The organism is Streptomyces sp. NBC_00385, assembly GCF_035917155.1.
Lineage (GTDB): Bacteria > Actinomycetota > Actinomycetes > Streptomycetales > Streptomycetaceae > Streptomyces > Streptomyces poriferorum.
Window position 1 is genome coordinate 8,041,496 of sequence record NZ_CP107951.1, and the last position, 20,368, is coordinate 8,061,863.

Consider the following 20,368-nt stretch of genomic DNA (forward strand, 5'->3'; position numbering starts at 1 on the left):
GTTGGCCGGTTCTAAAGCCGCTCTTGTGCGGTACGCGCACGCCGTGGCACCGCCTCCAGCAAGGCCCGGGTGTACGGATGGGCGGGCTTCGCGAACACCTCGTCGACCGGTCCGGACTCCACGATCCGGCCGTCCTTCATCACCAGCACCCGGGCGCAGATCTCCCGGACGACCGCGAGATCGTGCGAGATGAAGAGCGTCGCGAGGCCGAGGTCCTCCTGCAACTGCCTCAGAAGGTCCAGCACTTGTGCCTGGACGGACACATCGAGAGCCGAGACCGGTTCGTCGCACACCAGCAGCCGTGGCGAGGGCGCCAGGGCTCGCGCGAGGGCGACCCTTTGCCGCTGCCCGCCGGACAGGGCCAACGGCCGGCGCTCCAGGTACTGCGCCGACAGACCGACCTGCTCCAGCAGCCGTACGGTGCGGGCCTGCCGCTCCGCACGCCCGACGCCGGCCGTGGCCAGGGCCTCGCCCACGATCCGGGCCACGCTCCAGCGCGGATCGAAGGCGCTGAGCGGATCCTGCGGCACGAGTTGCAGGGTGTGGCGCCCCTGCCTGCGTTCGCGTTCTCGCAGGGAGCTCCACGGGGTTCCGGCCAGCCGCACCGCGCCGCTGTCCGGCGCCACCAGACCGAGGACCATGCGGGCCAGGGTGGACTTCCCCGAGCCGGACTCGCCGACCAGGCCCAGGGTTTCCCCCGGCCGCAGCGCGAACGACACCTCGTCGACCGCGGTCCGGCGGCTGCCGCGCGCACCCCTGAACACCTTGGTGGCACGGGAGACATCGAGGAGTGGCTCGGTGTCGTCCGGGGCCACCGCGGCTCGGGCCACTCGGGGACGACTGCCCGGGATGGCCGCCAGCAACGCCTTGGTGTACGGGTGTTCCGGTGACTCCAGCACTCTGGCGACCGGTCCGGACTCCACGATCCGGCCGTCCTTCATCACGGCGACCTCGTCGGCGAGCGCCTCCACCACGGCCAGGTCGTGGCTGATCAGGAGGAGACCGGTGCCGCCCCGCTTCAGCTCGCCGAGCAGCGCGAGAATCCGCGACTGCACCGAGGCGTCCAGCGCGGTCGTCGGCTCGTCCGCGATCAGGACACCGGGCTCGGCCGCGATCGCAGAGGCGATCAGGGCCCGCTGCCTCAGCCCTCCCGACAACTGGTGGACATGGGCCCGGGCCCGTTCGGCGGGCTCGGGCACACCGACCCGCTCCAGCAGGGCGAGGACGCGGTCCCCGGCCTCCTTGCGCGGGACGACCCGATGTGTCAGCAGCGGTTCCGCGATCTCCTTGCCGACGGGCCGCAGCGGGTCCATGGCGACGAGCGCGTCCTGAGCGACCAGCCCGACGCGCCGGCCCCGTACCGCACGCCACTGCCGGGGGCCGAACTCCCGGGCCTCCCGGCCCGTAATGCGCAGCCGGTCGGCCGACACCTCGGCGGTCGGCCCGGCGAGCCCCAGCAGACTGCGGGCCAGCGCGCTCTTGCCCGACCCGGACTCACCGACGACGGCCAGGCACCGGCCCCCGGCGAGGGTGAACGACGCGTCCCGCACGGCATGCACCTGGCCGGGCCCGGTGCCGAACCGTACGTTCAGCCCGGCCACGTCGAGCAGCGGGGCCGCCTCCTCGACGGGCACACCGGCCCGTGTCCGCGTGGAGTCCGGGGCCGTACCCCGGGAGGATGCGGTGGTCATGAGGCGGCCCGTCCTTCGGCTCGTGCCTGTGCGTGGCGGCCCACGACGGTGACCGCGAGGACCGTGCCGACCAGCAGCAGGCCCGGGAAGAGCGCGATCCACCAGGCCTGGTCGAGGAACCCCTGGCCCTCCGTGAGCATCGCGCCCCACTCGGGCGTCGGCGGCTGGGCGCCGAGTCCCAGATAACTCAGCGCCGCCCCGGTCGAGATGGACGCCCCGAGCGTGACCGTCGCCAGCACCAGCAGCGGCCCCAGCGTGTTGGGCAGCACATGGCGCAGCACGATCAGCGGACGCGGAACACCCAGCGCCACCGCGGACTCCACATAGCCCGACCGCCTGACGACCAGCGCCTGGGCCCGCACCACCCGGGCGAACCCCGGTGCGGTCCCCACCGCGACGGCGATCGTGGTGCCCAGCACCCCCTTGCCCGCGATGAGGACCACCATCAGGGCGAGCAGCAGCCCCGGCAGCGCCAGCAGCGCGTCGGCGGCACGCATCAGCACGGCGTCACCGAACCGGCCGGACAGCGCGGCGGCCAGCCCCCACACCACCGCGAGCCCGACTCCGGCGCCCGTCGCCGCGGCCCCGATGGCCAGCGAGTACCGGGTGCCGTGCACCACCCGGGTGAAGACGTCACGGCCCAGCTGATCCGTACCGAACCAGTGGGACCCGCCCGGTGCTTGGAGTGCGTGCACCGGGTCCGTGTCGGTCGGACTGCCGGCCGCCAGCAGCGAGGGCGCCAGTGCGGCCAGCAGGATGAGCCCCAGCAGCACGGCGGCGGCCAGCACCCCCGGCCGAACCCGGCGCCTGCGGACCCTGCCGGCCGCCGCGACCGGTACCCCGGCCCGTACGGCCTGTTCCACGCTCATGCGGCGGCCACCCCCGTTCCCTTGCGCAGCCGGGGATCCACGACCGCGTACAGCACTTCCACCACCGCGCCGACCAGCACGAACACCACAGCCGACAGAGCCACCACGCCCTGTACCACCGGCAGATCGCGGTCGCTCACCGCCTGCAGGGTGATCCGCCCGATGCCCGAGCGGGCGAACACGTTCTCCACCACCACGGCCCCGCCGAGCAGGGTCCCGGTGAACCAGCCGGTGAGGGTGAGCGCCGGCAGCGCGGCATGGCGCAGCGCGTGGTGCGAGCGCACCGTGTGCTCGGCGAGCCCCCGCGACCGGGCGGTGAGACTGAACGGCTGCTCCAGAGCGGCGAGCAGCCCCTCCCGCATCACCTGCGTGAGCACCGCCGCGATCGGCAGCGCCAGCGTGATCACCGGAAGGACCAGCGAGCGGGCGTCCCCACTGTCGGAGACGGGCAGCCAGCCCAGCCGGAACGAGAACACCGTCAGCAGCATGATGCCGAGCCAGAACGAGGGCGTGGACACCACGATCAGCTCCACCGCCGTCGACACGCGGCGCGGCCACCGGGAGCGCCCGGAGGTCAGCACGGTCACGGCGGCCGCCAGGACCACCGCCACCAGCGAGGACCACAGGGCGAGTTGGGCGGTCGCGCCGATCTGGTCGGCGAGAAGTGAGGAGACCGACTGCTGCAACTGGTAGGAGTCGCCCAGCTCGCCGGAGACCAGCTTCCTGAGATACGCGCCGTACTGGACGGCGAGCGGCCGGTCGAGACCGTAGTGGTGGCGTATCTCCTCGCGCTGCTCCGCGCCGACCAGCGCGTTCGAACCGACGATGGCACTGACCGGATCGCCGGGGATCAGCCGAAGCGCCAGGAAGGCGCAGGTGGCGGCTCCCCAGACAACGAGGACGGCCGCCCCGACCCGGGCCGTGACGGCCCGGATCGCGGCGGGTATGTGCGGGACCGCCATCAGCCGGCCTCGACCCAGGCGCCGTAGAACTCGGGCCACGCCGACAGCGAGAGCCGCAGCCCGTGCACCTTCTTGTTCACACCGACCGACGCCTTCTGGACATAGGCGGGGACCACCGCCGCCCGGTCGATCGTCCACTTCTGCACCTGCGCGTAGTACGCGGCACGCTCGTCCGGGGCCGTGGCTCCCTGTGCCTTCTTCAGCCAGGTGTCGACCTGCGGGTCGGCGACCCTGGCGAAGTTGTGGCCGCCGCCCGCCGACGACTCGGTGGAGAGGAAGAAGCTGCTGAGGATGTCGCCGTCGCCCCGCGCCCAGGACGTTTCGACCACGTCGTAGCGGCCCTCGTCCAACTGGGCGGAGACCGCGGTGGCGTCGGTGGAAGCGGCAAGGTTCAAATGGATCCCGGCCTTCTTCAGATCACCCTGCACGGCCTGGGAGAACACCGAGGCCGTGCCGTAGACCGGGGCGACCACGGTGAGCCGCTTGCCGTTCTTCGTCCGGTAGCCCTCGGAGTCGCGGCCCGTCCAGCCCGACTGGTCCAGCAGCCGGCCGGCGAGCGCCCGGTCGTAGGGCCAGCTCTTCTCCAGCGCGGAGTCGTAGCTGTGCGGGGTCGCGGGGGAGAGGGTGCTCCAGGCGCGGGTGCCGGTGCCCTGGAACACCGACTTCACCAGGGCGTCCAGATCGATGGACCGCTGGAACGCCTTGCGCACCCGGGCGTCGGAGAACAGCGGGCTCCTGGTGTTGAGGTAGAACGTGTCGACCGCGCCGGGGACGTCCTTGCCGACGACGTCCAGCCGCGCGTTCCTGCGGACCGCCGCGATCTGGTTGGCCGGAACGGCCGCCGCCGCGTCGACCTGGCCGGAAGTCAGTGCCCCTACCCGGGTGGCGTCCTCGGTGATGAAGCGCACGGTGAAGGAGTCCAGGCGGGCGGGCCCGCTGTGACCGGCGTCCTTCGGCGCCCACGCGTAGGCGGCGTTCCTGGTGTAGCCGCGCTTCTGGCCCCGGGTGTAGGTGCCCGCCCTGAAGGGTCCGGAGCCGACGGAGTCCGTACCCGCGCAGAGCTTGTCGGCCCCCGCCTTCAGGGAGGCGGGTGAGGCTATCCCCAGATACGTGGTGCTCGCTGCCTGGAGGAACGGCGCGTACGGCCGGCTGAAACGGACCTCGACCTCGTACGTCCCCTTCACGGTCGTGCCCGCGTAGGGACCGAGGAGCCCCGCCGCGTACTGCGACTGGGTCGCCTTCGCGGTGATGTGGTCGAAGTTGGCCTTCACCGCCGCCGCGTCCAGGTGCTTCCCGTCGTGGAAGGTGACGTCCTCGCGCAGGTCGAAGGTGTACGTCCGGCCCCCCTCCGACGTCTTCCACGACTTCGCCAGCCACGGCTCCAGCTCACCGTCCGGGGTCTGGTAGACGAGCGAGTCGAAGACCGGCCGCTGGACGAAGGCGGTCACGTCCTGCGCGCTGGTGTGCGGGTCCCAGCAGTCCGGTTCCTGCTGCGCCGCGTAGGTGAGGCTGCCGCCGCTCCGGGGCTTCGCCTGCGCGGCGGGGGCGGAGCCGCCGTCGGAGCTGCATGCGGCGGTGGCGGCGAGCAGCAGGACGGACAGCAGAGCGGCTCTTCGAGGGGTACGGCGCGGGTGCATATGGGGACTCCGGGACAGGGAAACGAGGTGAGGGGTGCCGGACGTACTGTCGCGAGTACGTCTAAAGCCGGGCTGAAACGCCCTCGGAGGAGCCGGGACGGACCTCCCGGGCCGCCTGTGCCAGCAGTTCGAACGAGCGCAGCCGCTCCTCCTGGCCGGGGACGACGGTCAGCGCCATCAGCTCGTCGGCCCCGGTGCGCTCCACCAGCTCGGCCAGCTTGTCGCGCACGGTGTCCGGTGCGCCGATCAGCTGGCGCTCAGCCAGCTCCTCCAGGAACTGCAGCTCCGCCTCCGCGTACGCGTGGCCGGCCGCCGTCCGCGCGGAGGGGAACGCGTCGAAGCGCCGTACCGTACGCATCTTTATCTTGCCGAGCAGATAGGGCGCGGCGACCTCTCGGGCGTCCCGGTCCGTGTCGGCGACGGTGGTCAGCGCGGAGATCAGGGTGCGCGGCCGGTCCAGATGGGGCGAGGGCCGGAAGGCCTCGCGGTAGCGGTCCAGTGCGAAGGCCGTGGCATGCGGGTTGATCTGGTGGGCGAAGGCGTACGGCAGTCCCAGCGATCCGGCGAGCTCGGCGCTGGCCGGGCTGGAGCCGAGCATCCACAGGTCCGGCCTGCCGTCGGCCGCCGGCACGGCGGTGATCGGGGAGGAGGGGTCGCCGGGCGCGAAGTAGCCGCTCAGTTCGGCGACCTGGCGGAAGAAGTCGTCCCCGCCCCGCTCGGGCGCCCGGCGCAGTGCCCGGGCGGTGTGCGGGTCCGTGCCGGGGGCACGGCCCAGACCCAGGTCGACGCGGCCGGGGTGGAGGGCTTCCAGGGTGCCGAACTGCTCAGCGACCACCAGAGGGGCGTGGTTGGGCAGCAGTACGCCCCCGGAGCCGACCCGCAGCGTGGTCGTGGCGGCGGCGAGGCGTCCGGCGAGGATGGCGGGTGCCGAGGTGGCGAGGCTCGGGGTGCTGTGGTGCTCGGCCACCCAGTAGCGCAGATAGCCGAGTTCCTCGACGCGCGGAGCCAGGGCGACGGTGTCGCGCAGCGCCTGGGTCGCGGAGCCGCCCTCGAAGACGGGCACCACGTCGAGCACGGACAGGGGGATGCCGAGGGGTCGGCTCATGGAGACCTCCGGAAGGAGCGCGCCGCCGGACCGGGGTCCGGCGGCGCGGGCTGGACGGACATGCACGTGCGGGAGGAACGGAGGTGCGCCGCGCGCCCCGTGCCGGGGCGCGCGGCTCAGGCGTGGTCGTTGACCGGCTCCGGCTCGGCCGACCCGGCCGGGGTCTCGTCCGCGGATGCTTCCGCCGCGGGCCTGCCCGGCAGCAGCAGACCCGCGGCGAAGACCACGACGGCGGCGGCGACCGGCCACCAGAACGCGTTGGCGAAGGAGTCGGCGGTGGGGACCGCGTGGGAACCGCCGCCCTGGAGGATCAGAGCCACCACCGCGATGCCGAGCGAGGCCCCGATCTGGTTGAGGATGAACACCGCACCGGTGGCGCCGGCGACCGCCTCGCCCGGCACCGTCTTGTAGACCGAGCCCATGGTGGGCGCGCCCACCAGGCCCATGCCGAAGCCGGCGGCGAACTGGGCGGCGGTCAGCGCGATCTGCGAGGTGCCGGAGTCCGAGCCCGTGAAGACCAGGGCGCCGAGACCGATGAGCAGCGCGCCGGTGGGCACCAGCCGGCGGGCGCCGACCTTGTCCGCGAGGTTGCCGGCGATCGGCATGCCGATCAGGGTGCCGAGGCCCAGCGGGGCGAGCAGCAGGCCGGATTCGAGGATGCTGTGGCCGTGCACCTGCTGGTAGTACAGCGGCAGCAGGAACAGGAGCGAGAAGAGACCGCCGCCGAGCAGGAACATGGTGGTCACGCTGGCGCTGAAGCCCTTGTTGCCGAACAGCCGCAGATCGAGCAGCGGGGTGACGGTGGTGCGCAGGGCGTGCACGGCGTACGCGACGAACAGCGCGACACCGACGGCCAGTCCGAGAATCACCTTGGTGCTTCCGAAGCCGTCGCCGCCGGCCTGGGACAGGGCGTAGACGAGCGCGGCGAAGCCGGGGGAGAGCAGCGCGACACCCAGGGCGTCGAACGGCACCGGCTCACCGCTCGGCGGCGGATCGGCCGGCAGCACCCGGATCGCCAGCACGATCGCGGCGAGCGCGAAGGGGATGTTGACCAGGAACATCCACTCCCAGGAGAAGTTGTCCAGCAGCAGCCCGCCGATGACGGGGCCGAGCACCGGGCCGAGCGTGATCGGAACGGAGACCAGGCCCATGACCCGGCCGATCCTGGCGGGCCCCGCGGCGCCCGCGACGACGGTCATCATGATCGGGTCGACCATGCCGCCGCCGAAGCCCTGGACGATGCGGAAGGCGATCAGGCTCTCCGCGTTCCAGGCGAAGGCGCACAGGGTCGAGCCGATCAGGAAGACCGAGAGGCCCAGCAGCCACATGCGTTTGGCGCCGAACCGGACCACGGCCCAGCCGGCCAGCGGGATCGCCAGGGCGACCGCGAGCAGATAGCCGGTGGTCACCCATTCGATGGTGGCCAGCGTCGCGTGGAACTCACCGCCCAGCGTGCTGATCCCGACGTTGACGATCGTCGCGTCCAGGTAGGACATCATCCCGCCGAGCACCATGACGCCGACGAGCGTGAGCAGAGCGGCATCGAGCCGGGCAGGCCCGCTCCCGGCCGCCTTTGTTTCAGACACGGCAACTCCTTTTAACCACTCTACCCAGAAAATTTTACTGGGTAGTAAAATTCTGTGGCTGGCACGGTAGCATGGCCTCATGAGCGTTGGCGAGAACGAACAGACGGCCCAGGCCCCGGTGGACCGAGGGCGGCTGGACAAGCGCCGGGCGATCGTGGAGGCCGCCCTGCGGGTCTTCGCGCAGGTCGGATACGCACAGGCGAGCCTCGACGTGATCGCCGCCGAGGCCGGGGTGTCCAAGCCGACGATCTACAACCACCTGGGGTCGAAGGAGAAGCTGTTCCGGCATGTGATGACGGAGACCGCCGCCCGGTCCAACGCCAAGACCCTTGACGTCCTCACCGCCTTCCCGACCGATCCGGACCAGCTGCGCCCGGGCCTGGAGGACCTCGCCACCAAGCTCGTCGACTGCTACTGCGACGAGCAGTCCGAATCCGTGCGCCGGCTGCTGTACGCGGAGGCCGTGCGCTTCCCGGACCTCTTCGACGCGGTGCGGGCCAGCGGGCCCAACCAGTTCACCGAGGCGCTGGCGGGCCGGCTCGCCCGCCTCGCGAACGCCGGCCACCTGCGGGTCGAGGACCCGGTCAGGGCGGCCAACCAGTTCATCGCGCTGGTCTACGAGGAACTGCCCGGGATGAGCGCGCTGGGCACCCGGCCCCTCGACCCGGCGGACGTCGCGAAGGTCGTGACCGCCGGGGTCGACACCTTCCTGCGTGCCTTCGGAACGGAACAGGCCGACGGCCCGGGCAAGGCCGGCGGCTGAGCGGGCCGAGCACCTCGCGCGGACACCGGGCGGTGCCGCCGAGGGTGCCTCGTCCCGGTCACGCCCGGTTCTGCCTGCCGTAGCGCAGCCGGGCGAACTCCCTGGTCAGGGCCGTCCGTTGCTCGCCGAACCCGCCGCGCATCCGCAGCACCGACAGCAGTGTCCACAGGCGGGTCTGCGCGAAGTGCAGCGGCGATCCGTGCACATCGTCGTGAGCCAGCAGCCGGACCCCGCGCACCCGCTCCCGCAGCAGCCGGGCATCACCCGGCGGAATGATCTCGTCCCGCAGGCTCGTCACATGCGCCACCGGAATCCGCAGGGCCGCCAGTTCCCCGGGCGTCAGCGCCCAGTCCCGGATCAGCCCGTAGACCTCGTCGGGCTTCGACCGGGTGAGATGGGCCAGCGTCTCCGTGGTGATCCGGGGCACCGTGCGCTGCCACGCGGAGTCCGTGAAGAAGTCGTGCAGCGGCGCCCCCGCGCCGACGACCCCGCTGATCCGTGAGTCGTACAGGGCGGCCCGCAGGGCCAGATGCCCGCTGAAGCTGAGCGCCAGGGCGTACGTGCGAGAGGTGTCGGCCCGGTCGCCGACCGCGTCCAGGACGGCGGATAACATCTGCCAGCTGTCGGCCCCGTACAGCAGGGAGTTCTCGCCCACGCCCGGCATCTCGGTGACCACCCCGGCGAATCCCAGCGCCCCGAGCTGGAGCAGCACCGGCGCCCACTGCTCCTTGACGGAGACGATGCCGCCGGTCATCACCAGCAACGGCTTGGGGTCCGACGCGTCGAGCCCCGCCGTCCAGCAGCGGATCCGGCCGCCCGCGAGGTCGACGTCCAGCCGCTGCACGGCCGGGAAGTCCGACCGCCAGGTGTCGAACGCGTCGGTGCACCGCTCCAGCGCCTCCTGCCGCGCCGAACCGTCCACGAACGGGAACCTGGCCATGTTGTAGTGCACGGAGGCGTCCAGCGGCCTGCCCTCGGCCGCCAGCCGGGCTCCCTCGGCGCTCCACTCGTGCACCCAGGACCCCGGGGTGCCGTTCTCGTCGTCGTCGATCCGGGAGAGCAGCGGATCGTAGTGCGCGGGCGGCAACCCCTGCGAACGGGTGTGGGCGACGACGAAGTTCTTCAGTTCCGCGATGTCGTTCATACGCTTTCGAGCGCCTTCTTGACCTCGGTCAGTACGTCCGCGGCCTCGGCGCCGTCGATGACCCGGTGGTCGAAGGCCAGGCTGAGCCGCAGCACCGGAGCCACCACGATCCGGCCCTCCCGCACGACGGGCCGCTCCAGGACCCGGCCGACCCCGAACGTGGTCGTGGTGCCGCCCACCGAATGGAAGGAGTCGACCGCGCGGTGGCCCAGCGAGGTGACCGCGAAGGTGCCGTTGAGGTGGGGCCGCAGGGCGAGCGAGTCCGCCGCGGCGCGGAAGGCCCTGCGGCCCTCGGCCCAGGGGGCCCGGTGCAGCTTCCGCACCCCGTCGAATTCGGGCAGGTTCTCCGGGTCGCCGTTCCGGACGCGCTCCAGATGCTCCTGGATGGCGGGCAGCCCGGACTCATGGACGTGGGGCACGATCGTGCCGAGCACCACCCGGCGCCCGTCCAGGGTGCGGTCCAGGGCCACCTTGCCGTTGACGAACGGATAGTGCGCGATCCTCAGCCGGCGGGGCCCGCCGCGCACCGCCGCGTTGGCGTCCGGGTGCTCGGCCAGCACCCGGCCGGCGGCCCGCAGTACGTACGCGGTGGTCGCGTACCGCACCCCCTCGCTCTCCACCGCCGCCGCGCGGTGGGCGAGCACTCCGCTCATGTCGACCTCGGTGTCGAGGAACACGGGCGAGAAGTCCCGGATCACCTCCAGGAAGAACAGCGTGTGCCTGCGCTGGCGGGGGAGCGGCTCACCGTTATCGGGGGTGGTCACGGCGCGACCGCCAGCAGATACACGTCCTTCAGGCTGGCCGCCTCCAGGACATCGGCCAGTGGCAGCGAGCGCCCCGTCTCGCGCTCCAGGACCGTGCACAGCGCCAGCAGATGCACCGAGTCCCAGGACTCCACGGTGTCCAGCTCCCGGCCGAGGTCATCGGCGGTGACGGGCAGGGCGAGTTCGTCCCGCAGCAGCGTGACGAAATCATCGACGGTCTTCACTGGAAGTCCTTTCGAAACGGGCGGTCAGACGGATGTGATCGACGGCTGCGGAGGCCGGCCGGGACACGAGCCGGAAGTCGGCCGAGTCCGCGTCCTCGCGGACCGTCTCGAACCCCGCCCGCGGATAGAAGTCCGCCACCTTGCCGTTACGGGCGGTCCGCGCATACGCGGCCCGCACCTCGGTGGCACCGCCGTCGAAGGCGTGCCCCACCACCGCGCCGAGCACGGCCTGCTCGATGCCGCGCGAGAACACCCGGCAGCTCAACAGGAAGTTCTCGATGTGAAGCACCCCGGCCTCGCGCCGCAGCAGCACCACGCCGACCACGCCGTTGTCCCCGAACCGGTCGGACGACTCGACCGCGAGCACCCGCACCGCCGGGTCTTCGTGCAACGCCCGCACCTCGGCGGGCTGCAGCCGACGGGTGGTGAGGTTGAACTGATTGGTACGCAGCGTGAGCTGGGAGACCCGGTCGAGCCCGGCCGCGTCCACGGGCGCGAGCGTCACGGAGATGTCCAGCTCCCGCAGATAGCCGTCGAGTGACTCGAAGGTGTGCAGGAAGTCCTGCCGGGCCCGCTCCTCGCGGTAGCGGGCCGGCCGCGCCCGGTCCTCCGCGGTGAGGGCCCGCACGTCGAACCAGCCGTCCCGCAGCAGCCGTTCGACATGGAGCGCGGGCTCCCGGTCCACCTGGAGCACCGCGACGCCGGGCAGCTCGCGTCGGACGAGTCCGCACTCGAAGGAGCTGTCGTCGACGAAGACGAAGCTGTCCGTGCCCAGATTGAGGTCGGCCGCCAGCTCGGCGAGGTTCTCGTGTTTGGGACGCCAGTTGGCCCGCACCTGCACGAAGTCCTCTTCGCGCAACGTGAGCTCAGGATGCTCGCGCAGCGTCTTCAGGACCGGTTCCCGGTCGTTCTTGCTGACGACGGCCAGCAGCACCCCCTGGGAGCCCAGTTGCTTCGCCACCGCCTGGAGGCGCCGGAACGCCTCCCCGCGATAGCTTCCCGCCACCTCGATTCCCCCGGGGCCCGCCTCACCGAGCACACCGCCCCACACGGTGTCGTCCAGGTCCAGGGCGAGTACCTTCTTCGCCCCGCCCGCCGACTGCCGTGCCAGATGGCCGATCTCGCGGGCGTAGCCGGCCAGCAGCCCGTCGGACAGATGCGCCTTGGCGTACACGCTCTGCCGTACGTCATGGGCGGCCACCCCCTCCGCCAGCAGCGGGTCGAGATCCACCGTGACCACCTTGGGCCGGGTCTCCACCAGACGCAGCAGACGGGCGTTGGCCTCCCGCCACACGGCCCCGAGCCTGGCCCGTGAGCCGAGGTCGACGAGCTGCGCGGTCAGCGAGCGGGGCAGCGGGAGCGTGTTGAGGACGAGTGTGGCGCCCCGGGCCGTCGCGGCGAACACCTCCGCGGCCCGCTCGACCAGCGCCGTCTTCTCGTCCAGGACCCGCTCCACGTCCTCCACCCGCCAGGGCAGCGGCAGTTCGTCGGCCACGAGCGCCGGGTCGAGGACACAGAGGACCAGCGAGGGGGCGGCGGCGTAGAGGTCGCTGCCCGGATCCGCGAGGTCGAAGACCCAGCTGTCGAAGTCGGAGAGCCGCACCCGCGCCAGCAGCCCGTGCCGGGCCAGCTCGCCGGTGAGCGAGGGCACCAGGGCGGACAGGGTGCCGTGCCCGGTCACCGCGATCAGCGGCGCGGGGGTGCCGGGGTGGGCGGCGAGCACCTTGCCGGTGTCCAGCCGGGCCAGGGCCCTGCCCGCCCGGACGAGCGCGTCCCCCTCCAGGCCGGCCACCAGGCCCCGCACGGCGGGGTAGTCCTCGGCCGTGATCTCCCGCAGGCCCGCGGTGGTCTCGGTCACGGTGTCAGTTCCCTTCCAGGGCGAAGCCCGCCTTGAGCCACTTGCTGGACTCGATGGAGATGCCCACCGCCCGCCGGCCGCCGGCCAGCCGGGCGAGTGCCCGCTCCAGCTGGAGGAAGACGATGGCGTTGCCGCAGTTGCCCGCGTCGTCGACGCAGGAGACGGCCTCGGCGTCCGGCAGACCGAGCCCCTCGGTGATCAGCCGGGTCATCCGGCCGGACAGCTGGGGAGGCAGCAGCAGGTCCACGTCCTCGCGGGCCCAGCCCAGGCCGTCCAGCACCTCGTCCAGTACCTCGCCGGCCATGACCGGCACGTGCTTCTCGATGGCCTTGTAGTCCTCGGTGGCCGCCGGCCGGTCACTGTCCCGGTCGGCGGGGCCGAACCACTCGAGGACCGCGCCGGGCTCCCTGCCCAGCCCCACCAGCCGGGTGAACAGCGCCCGTACGGACACGGCGCCCGGCCCCGGCTCGGTGGAGACCACAGCGGCGCCCGCCGCGTCCCCGAACAGGACGTAGTTGACCAGTTCGGCAGGGGCCGTGGCGCGCAGATCGGTGTCCAGGTCGTAGAACCGGGCGATCACGTCGCCGCCGAGCACCAGCACGGTACGGGCGCTCCCGCCACGCAGCAGCTGCTGGGCGACATCGAGTGCCTGCACGGCGCCGGAGCAACCCGACTGGAGCTGGAAGCTCCGTACGCCGTCGATACCCAGCCGGTCCGCGACCACGTTGACGGTCGCCGGCATCAGCCGGTCAGGCGTGGCGGTGCCCAGCACCACCGCGTCCACCTGCCCCGGGGCCAGACCCGCCCGGTCCAGTGCCGTGCGGCCGGCCTCCTCGGCCAGGTCCGCCAGCGACACGGTGAGCTTCCCCGAGTCCAGATCCAGGGCCAGGTGGCGCGATGCGGTGCCGATGAAGACATCCACCCACTGCTGCCACAGCGCGTCCATGCCGAACCGCTCCGCCAGTGCGGCGTTGTCCAGTGGCGGGCCGGGAAGCGCGGAGGCCGCCGACCTTATGTACACGTCCCGACCCGTCATGAGGGTCCTTCCTCGCTCGTTCGGACCGGACTCAGTCGGACAGCAGGATCCGCGCCTCGGCGGAGGCCCGGACTCCGGTCATCCGCCAGGTGCGGAAGCCGCGCAGGCCCTCGTAACGGCCACTGGTCCCGGTCGCGGGATAGTGCACCCACTCGCTGGTGCGCACGTCGTTGAAGTCCGCCCACCCCTCGGCGTGAATGGTGCCGTCGTCGAGGGTGATGTCCTCGGTGTAGTAGGTCAGCAGTCCGCCGTCGCCCGGCCGGACGTACTCGATCCGGAACGAGCCGTGCGAGGTGCCGATCAACTTTCCGTCCTCGTCGTACAGTTCGTCGTCGAACGTGCCGGTCTGGCCGGTGCTCGGGTCGGCGACCTCGACGTCGTCGACCACCTTGACCACGACTTCCCTCGGGACGCGCAGCACGATCTGGTCAGCCATCTGACGGTTCCTCTCGATGAAGGGTTCGGACATCCCCGGACGGTGGCGCCCAGGCGATCAGGGGTGGGGTGACGGGGAACGCGCCCGGGCCGGTGAGGGCCTCGACCGCGGCGGCTTCCGCCTCGTCCGGTGCGCCGGGGGAGGGGAAGAACACCTCCGGGGTCGGCAGGTGCGGGCGGGCCAGGACGGTCCAGAACGCGTGCCGGGTCCATGTCCCGCTGTTCACCGGGTCGTTGTCGGCGAACGTGTAGGGCGCGTACTGCGCGCCGGTGGGGTCGGGCTGGGTGAAGCGCCCCCAGTACCCGTTGTAGAGGTGGTGGTCCAGGAGGTGCGCGCTGCGCAGCAGTTGGTACGCGCCCCGGTAGCGGAACGGGTTCGCCGCCGCCGCGTCGCCCGACGCCGTGACCGCCCCGTGCGGGGTGTAGCGGTAGCGGGCGGCGACGGCGCCCTCCTCGTCGATCAGCGCGAGCACGGAACCCTGCTGGTCGGTCACCGCCCAGTAGTGGCGGCCCGTGGCCGTGAGGACGGCGAGGAGGGTGCCGTCGGGCGTGCGGACGTAGTCGGCCGGTACCCCGTCGTCCGTCGTCCGCACGACGCCCAGGAAGGAGTGCGTCAGCACATGGACGACCGTCCTTCCGTCGACGGTGGTCTCCGTGATGCGCCGCGGAGTCTCCTGGCCCAGCCCGTCGTAGCGCACGTCCACCACCTGGACGCCGCCGAACACGCCCGTCAGGGTCTGATGGGTGGAGCTGTAGCGGAACGAGCCGGTCGGGTCGGTCTCCTCGGTGAAGTTGCCCGCGCCGTCGTAGGCGAACGCCGTGTCACCGAAGCGCACCACCTGGCCGGCGTCGTTCAGGGTGAACTCCGTCGTTCCCAGCCGGCGCAGATGATGGGCGTCGTCGTAGGCGAACTCGGTGTCACCGGCGCGCACGAGGCGCTTGAGCCCGTCGTAGGCGAAGCCGGTGAACTCACCGTCGATCGCCGAGGAGCGCAGCACGTCGCTGTCGGCGCCACCGCCCGAGCTGTAGCCGTACTCCGCCGACAACAGGGTCCCGCCCCCCGGTCCGCGCACCGTCAGGGCGGTCCTGCGCCCGGAGGCGTCGTAGCGGATCTCCTGGACGGCCGCGCCCAGTTCGATCCGCACCGGACGTCCGTCCGCGTCGCGTACGAACCGTGCGGTGCGGCCCGCCGGAGTGGTGACGGACTCGGTGCGGCCCGCGCCGTCCAGGGCGTAACGGGTGGTGCCGCCCGGCGTGGTGAACGAGGTCAGCGCACCTTCGGAGTCGTACTCCGCGTCGATCCGCTCAGGGCCGGAACCCGTCTCCCCGGTCCGCGCGGCCGTCGTCGGACGGTCGCCTCGTGCCGTCCTGACCCAGTCGAACGCGTAGGACCAGCCGGGCCCGGCCTTGCGGACCACCCGGCCGAGCGCGTCACGGGTGAGCACCAGCAGCGTGTGCCCGGCGTTCTCGTCGGTGACCTCGGTCAGCCGCCCGGCCGGGTCGTACCGGCAGCCGATGCGGTGACCGGCCCCACCGGTCACCGACGTGATCCGGGACAGCCCGTCGTACCCGAAGACCGTGCGGCCGAGCGGGGCGGGCGGGGTGACGGAAACGAGGTCACCGGCCTCGTCGTACCCGAACCGGGTCACGGCACCGTTGCCATCGGCGATCTCGGCGAGCCCGCCGTGGACCGGGTCGTAGCCGCGGGTGTCCACGTCCTTCGCCCGGCCGGCGGCACGCGTACGGACGAGCCTGCCCGACCCGTCGTACTCCAGCAGGAGTTCGTTGCCCAGCGGATCGCGCAGGGAGGTGAGCGTGCCCCCGCCGGCCTGTGAGGCGTACGAGACCTGGGAACGGGCGCCGGTCGGCAGCCGGAGCGATGCCGGGCGCCCCCGTTCGTCGTAGGTACGGGTGAGCGTCGCACCCGCCGCATTGGTGAAGGAGACCGGCCGGCCGGCCGCGTCCCGCGTGAGGCGGCGGACGTGACCCGCAGCGTCGTCGACAGCTGTGGGCCGGCCCTCCGTATCGAAGACGTAGCCGGTCCGCAGACCCGTCGGCCCGGTGACGAGGGTACGGTCCGGCCCGTAGTCGAATGCCGTGCGCGCCCTGCCCCGGGGGCCGGTCCAGGAGACCTCCGCGACCGCGGACATCCCGTCATAGGCGATCCCCACGACGTCGCCGAGCGCGTCGGTGATGCCCACCAGCCGCCCGTCCGCGTCCCAGAGGAAGGCAGTGGTGGCCCCGTCGGGCCCGGTGTGCCGCGCCAGCCGGCCCGAGCGGTCGTAAGCGAACGACGCCGCCCCGGCCCCCAGCGGATCGACGATCTTCGACACCAGGCCGCCGGAGTCACGGTGGAGCGTCACCACCCGGCCCCGGGCGTCCGTGAAGGTCACCGGTTCGCCCTCGGTGTCCGGTGCGAGGCCGGCGCCCGCGGAGTACGACCAGCCGGGGCCGAATCCCCGCTCCGCCGGGGAATGGCTGCGGTACTCGCGGACCAGCCGCAGATGTCCGCCGGTCCCGGCGACGACCAGGTCCAGCTGACGCACGATCAGTTCGCCCTCGTGCAGATCGACGAGTACCTCGGAGCGGTCTCCGACGGGCAGGCGCCGCACGGCGCGATGGACGGACAGGTCCCGGGGCGTGGGCACGGGCGGCTCCTCAACTGGACCGACTGGGCTACGGATCGCTGGGGTTCGGACGATCGCCAGGCTGCCGGGGCCGTCTAAAGCTCTCCTAAGGCCGGCGGCCGCGCGCTCCGGCGGCGGTCCATGAAGGTTCTGTTACAGAACGATTCATCCCGTCGCCCGCGCCTACCCTGGCGAGGGCCACAGCTGTTGGGTGTCTCTCAGCGTCGAGAGCGCGGGAAAGCAGACCGGGGGAAGGGGACCTGCGACATGGGCATCACCACCATCACCGGGCCGAACACCGTCACCACCGTCCGCACCACCGAGCTGGCGCGGCTGACCGAGCTCGTCCGGGCAGCCCGCGACGGCAGGCCGGCCCTCGTGGAACTGACGGGCGACCCCGGAACCGGAAAGACCAGACTGCTCACCGCGCTGGCCCGGGAGGCCAGGGGACAGGGGCTCGCCGTCCTCCACGGCCGCTGCTCCGAGGCGGAGGCGCAGGTCCCCTTCCACCCTCTCGTGCAGGCGCTGACCGCCTGGCAGGGCGCAGGCGCGGAGGCGGGAGCAGGCGCCACCGCGACGGCGGCGCTCGTCGAAACGCTCACGGACGTCCCGCCCGGCGCCGAGCAGTCCGTCTGGCGCTCCCCGTACTTCGCGGGAGTGCGACGACTCCTCACGGCCGGACCCGCCGCGTCCGCCGGCGGCACGCTGCTCGTCCTCGACGACTTCCACTGGGCCGACGCCGGCTCGGCACGGCTCGTGGAGACCCTGATCCGCTGGCCCGTCGACTGCGGCCTGATGGTCGTCGTCGCGCATCGGCCCCGGCAGGCCCCCGTCGCCCTGCGTGCCGTCCTCCAGCAGGGCGGCGAGCTGGGCGCCGTCGAGACCGTCACCCTCGGGGCCCTGCCCGCACAGCGGTGCGCCGAGGTACTGGGCCTGTGCGCCGATGCTCCGGAACTGCCCCGCCTGTACGCGCACAGCGGAGGCAACCCGCTCTACCTCACCGCCCTGGCCGAGGCCGGATCGCCGGCCGGGGACGCCCTCGACCTCTGGACGTCCAGCTCGCTCGGCGCCCGGCTGCTCGCCGAGACGGAGCTCCTCCCCGCAGTGCCCCGCAGGGTGGTGCACGCGGCGGCGGTGCTCGGCAGCGTCTTCGACATCGACGCCGTCGCCGAGGTGGCCGAGACGTCCCGGGACGAGGCCTGCCGGGCGCTCTCCGAGCTGCGCCGCCGTGACCTGGTCCGCTCGACGGCGGAGCCCGGCGTGCTGGCCTTCCGGCACCCGCTGCTCAGAGGATGCCTCTATGCCGACGCCGACGCCTGCTGGCGTTCGGGAGCACACCGCCGGGCCCGGGACCGCTTCGTCCGGCTGGGCCTCCCGGCCCTCGACATCGCCCCGCACATCGAGCGCGCCGGATCCGGGATGCGGCCGGCCGACGGAGAGGTCCTGGCCGGCGCGGCGCGCGCCTGCGTGCAGGCGGGCAGGCCGGCGGAAGCGGCCCACTGGCTGACGTCGGCGCTGCGGCTGGGCCGCAGGGCCGGTGACGCCGGCGGCACCGGTCCCGCCGGCAGCGAACTGTGGAAGCAGGTGGTCCGCGCCCTGGCCGCCGAGGGCGACGCCGAGCGGATCGTCGCGCTTCTGGCCGATGTGCTCGCAGGACCCGACGGCCGGTCGCCCCAGCTCCGCGCCCGCGCCGTCGCCTTCCTCGCGGCCGTGCTCGCGGCGCTCGGCCACGACGAGGAGGCTCAGGCACTGCTGGCCGCCGAACTCCCCGCCGCGCAAGCCGCTTCGCCCGCCGCCGGCCTGCTCCTGCGGGTCGGTCAGCAGCTCGGCAAGGTGCTCGCCGGCCAGGTCCCGGCCCGCACCGACGTCGAGGTGCTCGTGCACGGCACGGACCGTGCCGACCCGGTCACCGCCGGAGGGGCCCTCGGCCTCGCCGGGCTGTGCGCCGTGCTCGACGGCGACATGTGCGCGGCCGAGATGTCCCTGGACGCCGCCGCCCAGGCCCTGGACGAAGTGGACTCGGGACGGCAGGCCGGGAACCAGGAGGCCGGTCATCTGCTGGTCCTCAGCTGGGCCGAGGCTCTGATGGGCTGGTACGGACCGGCGTACGGTCATGCGGAGCGGGCGCTGACCGCCGTACGCGCCCGCGGCGACGTGCACTTCCTGCCTCCTCTGCTCGACACGCTCGGCTATGTGCACTACCAGAGCGGCCGACTGGCCGACGCTCTGGGCGCTGTCCGGGAAGGCAGCGCCGCCGCCCGCGCGATGGGCCGGAGGGACCACGTCGCCCTGTCGGACGCGATCACCGCCGCCGCCTGGGCGCAGCTGGGCCGGACCTCCCCGCGCCCCGCCACGACAGGGTCCTTCGACCGGGCCGCTCCGGAGCCCCGGACACCGCTCAACGCCCTGCTCCTCGCCGAGGCCTCGCTCGCCTCGGGCGAGGCGGACACCGCACTGGCCCTGCTGCTTCCCGAGCGGGAGGCCTGGCGGGTCTCCGAGCCCGTCGCCGTGTTCGCGGCCCGCAACTACGAACTCCTGGCCGCGGCGGCCGTGCAGACGCAGGCCGACGCGGACACCCTGGACGCCTGGGCCGAACGGGCGGCCGCGTCCGCGTCCGCCGTCGGGCTGGTCGAGCAGAGCGGCCACGCTTTGCTGGCCCGCGGCCACGCGCTCATGGGCCGGGCACTGACCGCAGAGGCCGCCCGGTGCTACGGCGAGGCGCAGAGACTGTTCGGTGACTCCAGCCCATCGGGCGCCCGCGCCCGTGAACTGGCAAGGTCGGCAGTCCGGCTGACCGACCGTCGGGAGAGCAGCGGGCTCGACGAGCTGACCCTGCGGGAGCGGGAGGTCGCCGAACTCGCCGGTGAGGGGCTGAAGACGAAGGACATCGCGGGGCGGCTACGAGTGAGCCCGCGCACAGTTGACGTCCATCTGACCCATATTTACAGCAAGTTGGGCGTGAACTCCCGGGCCGCGCTGGTCCGGCTGATGGCCCTGGCCGGCTGAGGCACCCCGATCGCGGTGGCCAGCAGCCCGCCGGCGGCCGCCCACCGTCCGTGGAAGACCCCGATCGCCCGGCCCCCGACCACGGGGCCGGGCACCAGGAGCACCGCACGGAACGTACCCCCGGGATCGATCAGGATCTCCGCCTCCGGGAAGTCGAGCAGCAGCCCGGTCAGCGGGAACCACGCCTTGTAGACCGCCTCCTTGGCACTGAACAGCAGCCGGTCCCAGGCCACGCCGGGCCGGTGCGTCATCAGTCCGGCCACGCGTTCACGCTCCGCCGGAAGGGAGACCGAGGCGAGCATGCCGGGCATCAGCGGAAGGTCGGGTTCGGCGTCGATGCCCAGCGACGCCAGCACCGTTGACCGGGCCACTGCGGCTGCCCGGAAGCCGGAACAGTGCGTCATGCTGCCGACCACACCGGCCGGCCAGCCGGGCGCGCCCCGGTGCCCCGGCACCAACGGCTCGTATCCGCGGCCCAGTTCGCTCAGCGCCGTGCGGGCGCAGTGGCGCACCGTGGTGAACTCCCTGCGGCGCGTCTCCACGGCCCGGGCGATGGCGGCCTCCTCCGCCGGATGGAGCCGGGCCTCCGGCGGATCGTCGTACACCTCGGCACCCACCGCCCCCGGCGGCAGCAGGGCGGCGATCACCGCACTTCCTCCGG

General features: G+C 72.8%; 16 protein-coding genes. 2 read left to right on the forward strand and 14 right to left on the reverse strand.

Features of this window, described 5'->3' with window-relative positions; all coding sequences use genetic code 11:
* Positions 1-11: 11 nt before the first annotated feature.
* The 6 genes from OG959_RS35570 to OG959_RS35595 all read right to left on the reverse strand — a co-directional run bounded on the left by OG959_RS35570 (position 12) and on the right by OG959_RS35595 (position 7,850).
* Positions 12-1,691: an ABC transporter ATP-binding protein gene (locus OG959_RS35570; protein ID WP_326665169.1), complete on the reverse strand. Its 1,680-nt coding sequence runs from the start codon at positions 1,689-1,691 to the stop codon at positions 12-14.
* Positions 1,688-2,560, reverse strand: a complete 873-nt coding sequence (locus tag OG959_RS35575; protein ID WP_326665171.1) for an ABC transporter permease — start codon at positions 2,558-2,560, stop codon at positions 1,688-1,690. Before OG959_RS35575 ends, OG959_RS35570 begins: the two co-directional genes overlap by 4 nt.
* The gene (locus tag OG959_RS35580; RefSeq protein WP_326665173.1) at positions 2,557-3,522 is read right to left on the reverse strand and encodes an ABC transporter permease; all 966 of its coding nucleotides are present in this window, start codon (positions 3,520-3,522) and stop codon (positions 2,557-2,559) included. Before OG959_RS35580 ends, OG959_RS35575 begins: the two co-directional genes overlap by 4 nt.
* Positions 3,522-5,159 carry an ABC transporter substrate-binding protein gene (locus OG959_RS35585; RefSeq protein ID WP_326665175.1) on the reverse strand — a complete coding sequence of 546 codons (1,638 nt, stop codon included), beginning with the start codon at positions 5,157-5,159 and terminating at the stop codon, positions 3,522-3,524. Before OG959_RS35585 ends, OG959_RS35580 begins: the two co-directional genes overlap by 1 nt.
* Before the next feature lie 61 nt (positions 5,160-5,220).
* Positions 5,221-6,264 carry an LLM class flavin-dependent oxidoreductase gene (locus OG959_RS35590; protein WP_326665176.1) on the reverse strand — a complete coding sequence of 348 codons (1,044 nt, stop codon included), beginning with the start codon at positions 6,262-6,264 and terminating at the stop codon, positions 5,221-5,223.
* A 116-nt stretch (positions 6,265-6,380) separates the two neighbouring features.
* Entirely contained in the window at positions 6,381-7,850 is a 1,470-nt protein-coding gene (locus OG959_RS35595; protein WP_326665178.1) for a DHA2 family efflux MFS transporter permease subunit, read from the reverse strand.
* 79 nt (positions 7,851-7,929) lie between these two features.
* Here OG959_RS35595 and OG959_RS35600 point away from each other — a divergent pair, with 79 nt between their 5' ends.
* The gene (locus tag OG959_RS35600; protein ID WP_326665180.1) at positions 7,930-8,613 is read left to right on the forward strand and encodes a TetR/AcrR family transcriptional regulator; all 684 of its coding nucleotides are present in this window, start codon (positions 7,930-7,932) and stop codon (positions 8,611-8,613) included.
* Positions 8,614-8,671: 58 nt separating this feature from the next.
* Here OG959_RS35600 and OG959_RS35605 read toward each other — a convergent pair whose 3' ends face one another.
* The 7 genes from OG959_RS35605 to OG959_RS35635 are packed head-to-tail and all read right to left on the reverse strand — an operon-like array spanning position 8,672 to position 16,722.
* Positions 8,672-9,757 carry an alpha/beta hydrolase gene (locus OG959_RS35605; RefSeq protein ID WP_326665182.1) on the reverse strand — a complete coding sequence of 362 codons (1,086 nt, stop codon included), beginning with the start codon at positions 9,755-9,757 and terminating at the stop codon, positions 8,672-8,674.
* A complete protein-coding gene (locus tag OG959_RS35610; protein ID WP_326665184.1) occupies positions 9,754-10,521 on the reverse strand; it encodes a 2-oxo acid dehydrogenase subunit E2 in 768 nt (255 codons plus the stop codon). Before OG959_RS35610 ends, OG959_RS35605 begins: the two co-directional genes overlap by 4 nt.
* Entirely contained in the window at positions 10,518-10,745 is a 228-nt protein-coding gene (locus OG959_RS35615; RefSeq protein WP_326665186.1) for an acyl carrier protein, read from the reverse strand. The genes OG959_RS35610 and OG959_RS35615 overlap by 4 nt, the downstream gene beginning before the upstream one ends.
* Complete coding sequence (locus OG959_RS35620; RefSeq protein ID WP_326665187.1) at positions 10,729-12,603, reverse strand: HAD-IIIC family phosphatase; 1,875 nt, start codon at positions 12,601-12,603, stop codon at positions 10,729-10,731. The genes OG959_RS35615 and OG959_RS35620 overlap by 17 nt, the downstream gene beginning before the upstream one ends.
* A 4-nt stretch (positions 12,604-12,607) precedes the next feature.
* Positions 12,608-13,639 (reverse strand): 3-oxoacyl-ACP synthase III family protein, encoded by a 1,032-nt coding sequence (locus tag OG959_RS35625; RefSeq protein ID WP_326665188.1) that lies wholly within the window; start codon positions 13,637-13,639, stop codon positions 12,608-12,610.
* A gap of 31 nt (positions 13,640-13,670) precedes the next feature.
* Positions 13,671-14,075, reverse strand: a complete 405-nt coding sequence (locus tag OG959_RS35630; RefSeq protein WP_148022471.1) for an allene oxide cyclase barrel-like domain-containing protein — start codon at positions 14,073-14,075, stop codon at positions 13,671-13,673.
* Complete coding sequence (locus OG959_RS35635; protein WP_326665193.1) at positions 14,068-16,722, reverse strand: DUF6531 domain-containing protein; 2,655 nt, start codon at positions 16,720-16,722, stop codon at positions 14,068-14,070. The genes OG959_RS35630 and OG959_RS35635 overlap by 8 nt, the downstream gene beginning before the upstream one ends.
* Before the next feature lie 246 nt (positions 16,723-16,968).
* Between OG959_RS35635 and OG959_RS35640 the strand changes: the two genes are divergently transcribed.
* Positions 16,969-19,707: an ATP-binding protein gene (locus tag OG959_RS35640; protein WP_326665195.1), complete on the forward strand. Its 2,739-nt coding sequence runs from the start codon at positions 16,969-16,971 to the stop codon at positions 19,705-19,707.
* On the opposite strand, the gene OG959_RS35645 is transcribed toward OG959_RS35640, so the two are convergent.
* Positions 19,644-20,354 carry a 4'-phosphopantetheinyl transferase family protein gene (locus tag OG959_RS35645; RefSeq protein ID WP_326665197.1) on the reverse strand — a complete coding sequence of 237 codons (711 nt, stop codon included), beginning with the start codon at positions 20,352-20,354 and terminating at the stop codon, positions 19,644-19,646. The two genes, OG959_RS35640 and OG959_RS35645, sit on opposite strands and share 64 nt — an antisense overlap.
* Positions 20,355-20,368 lie beyond the last annotated feature (14 nt).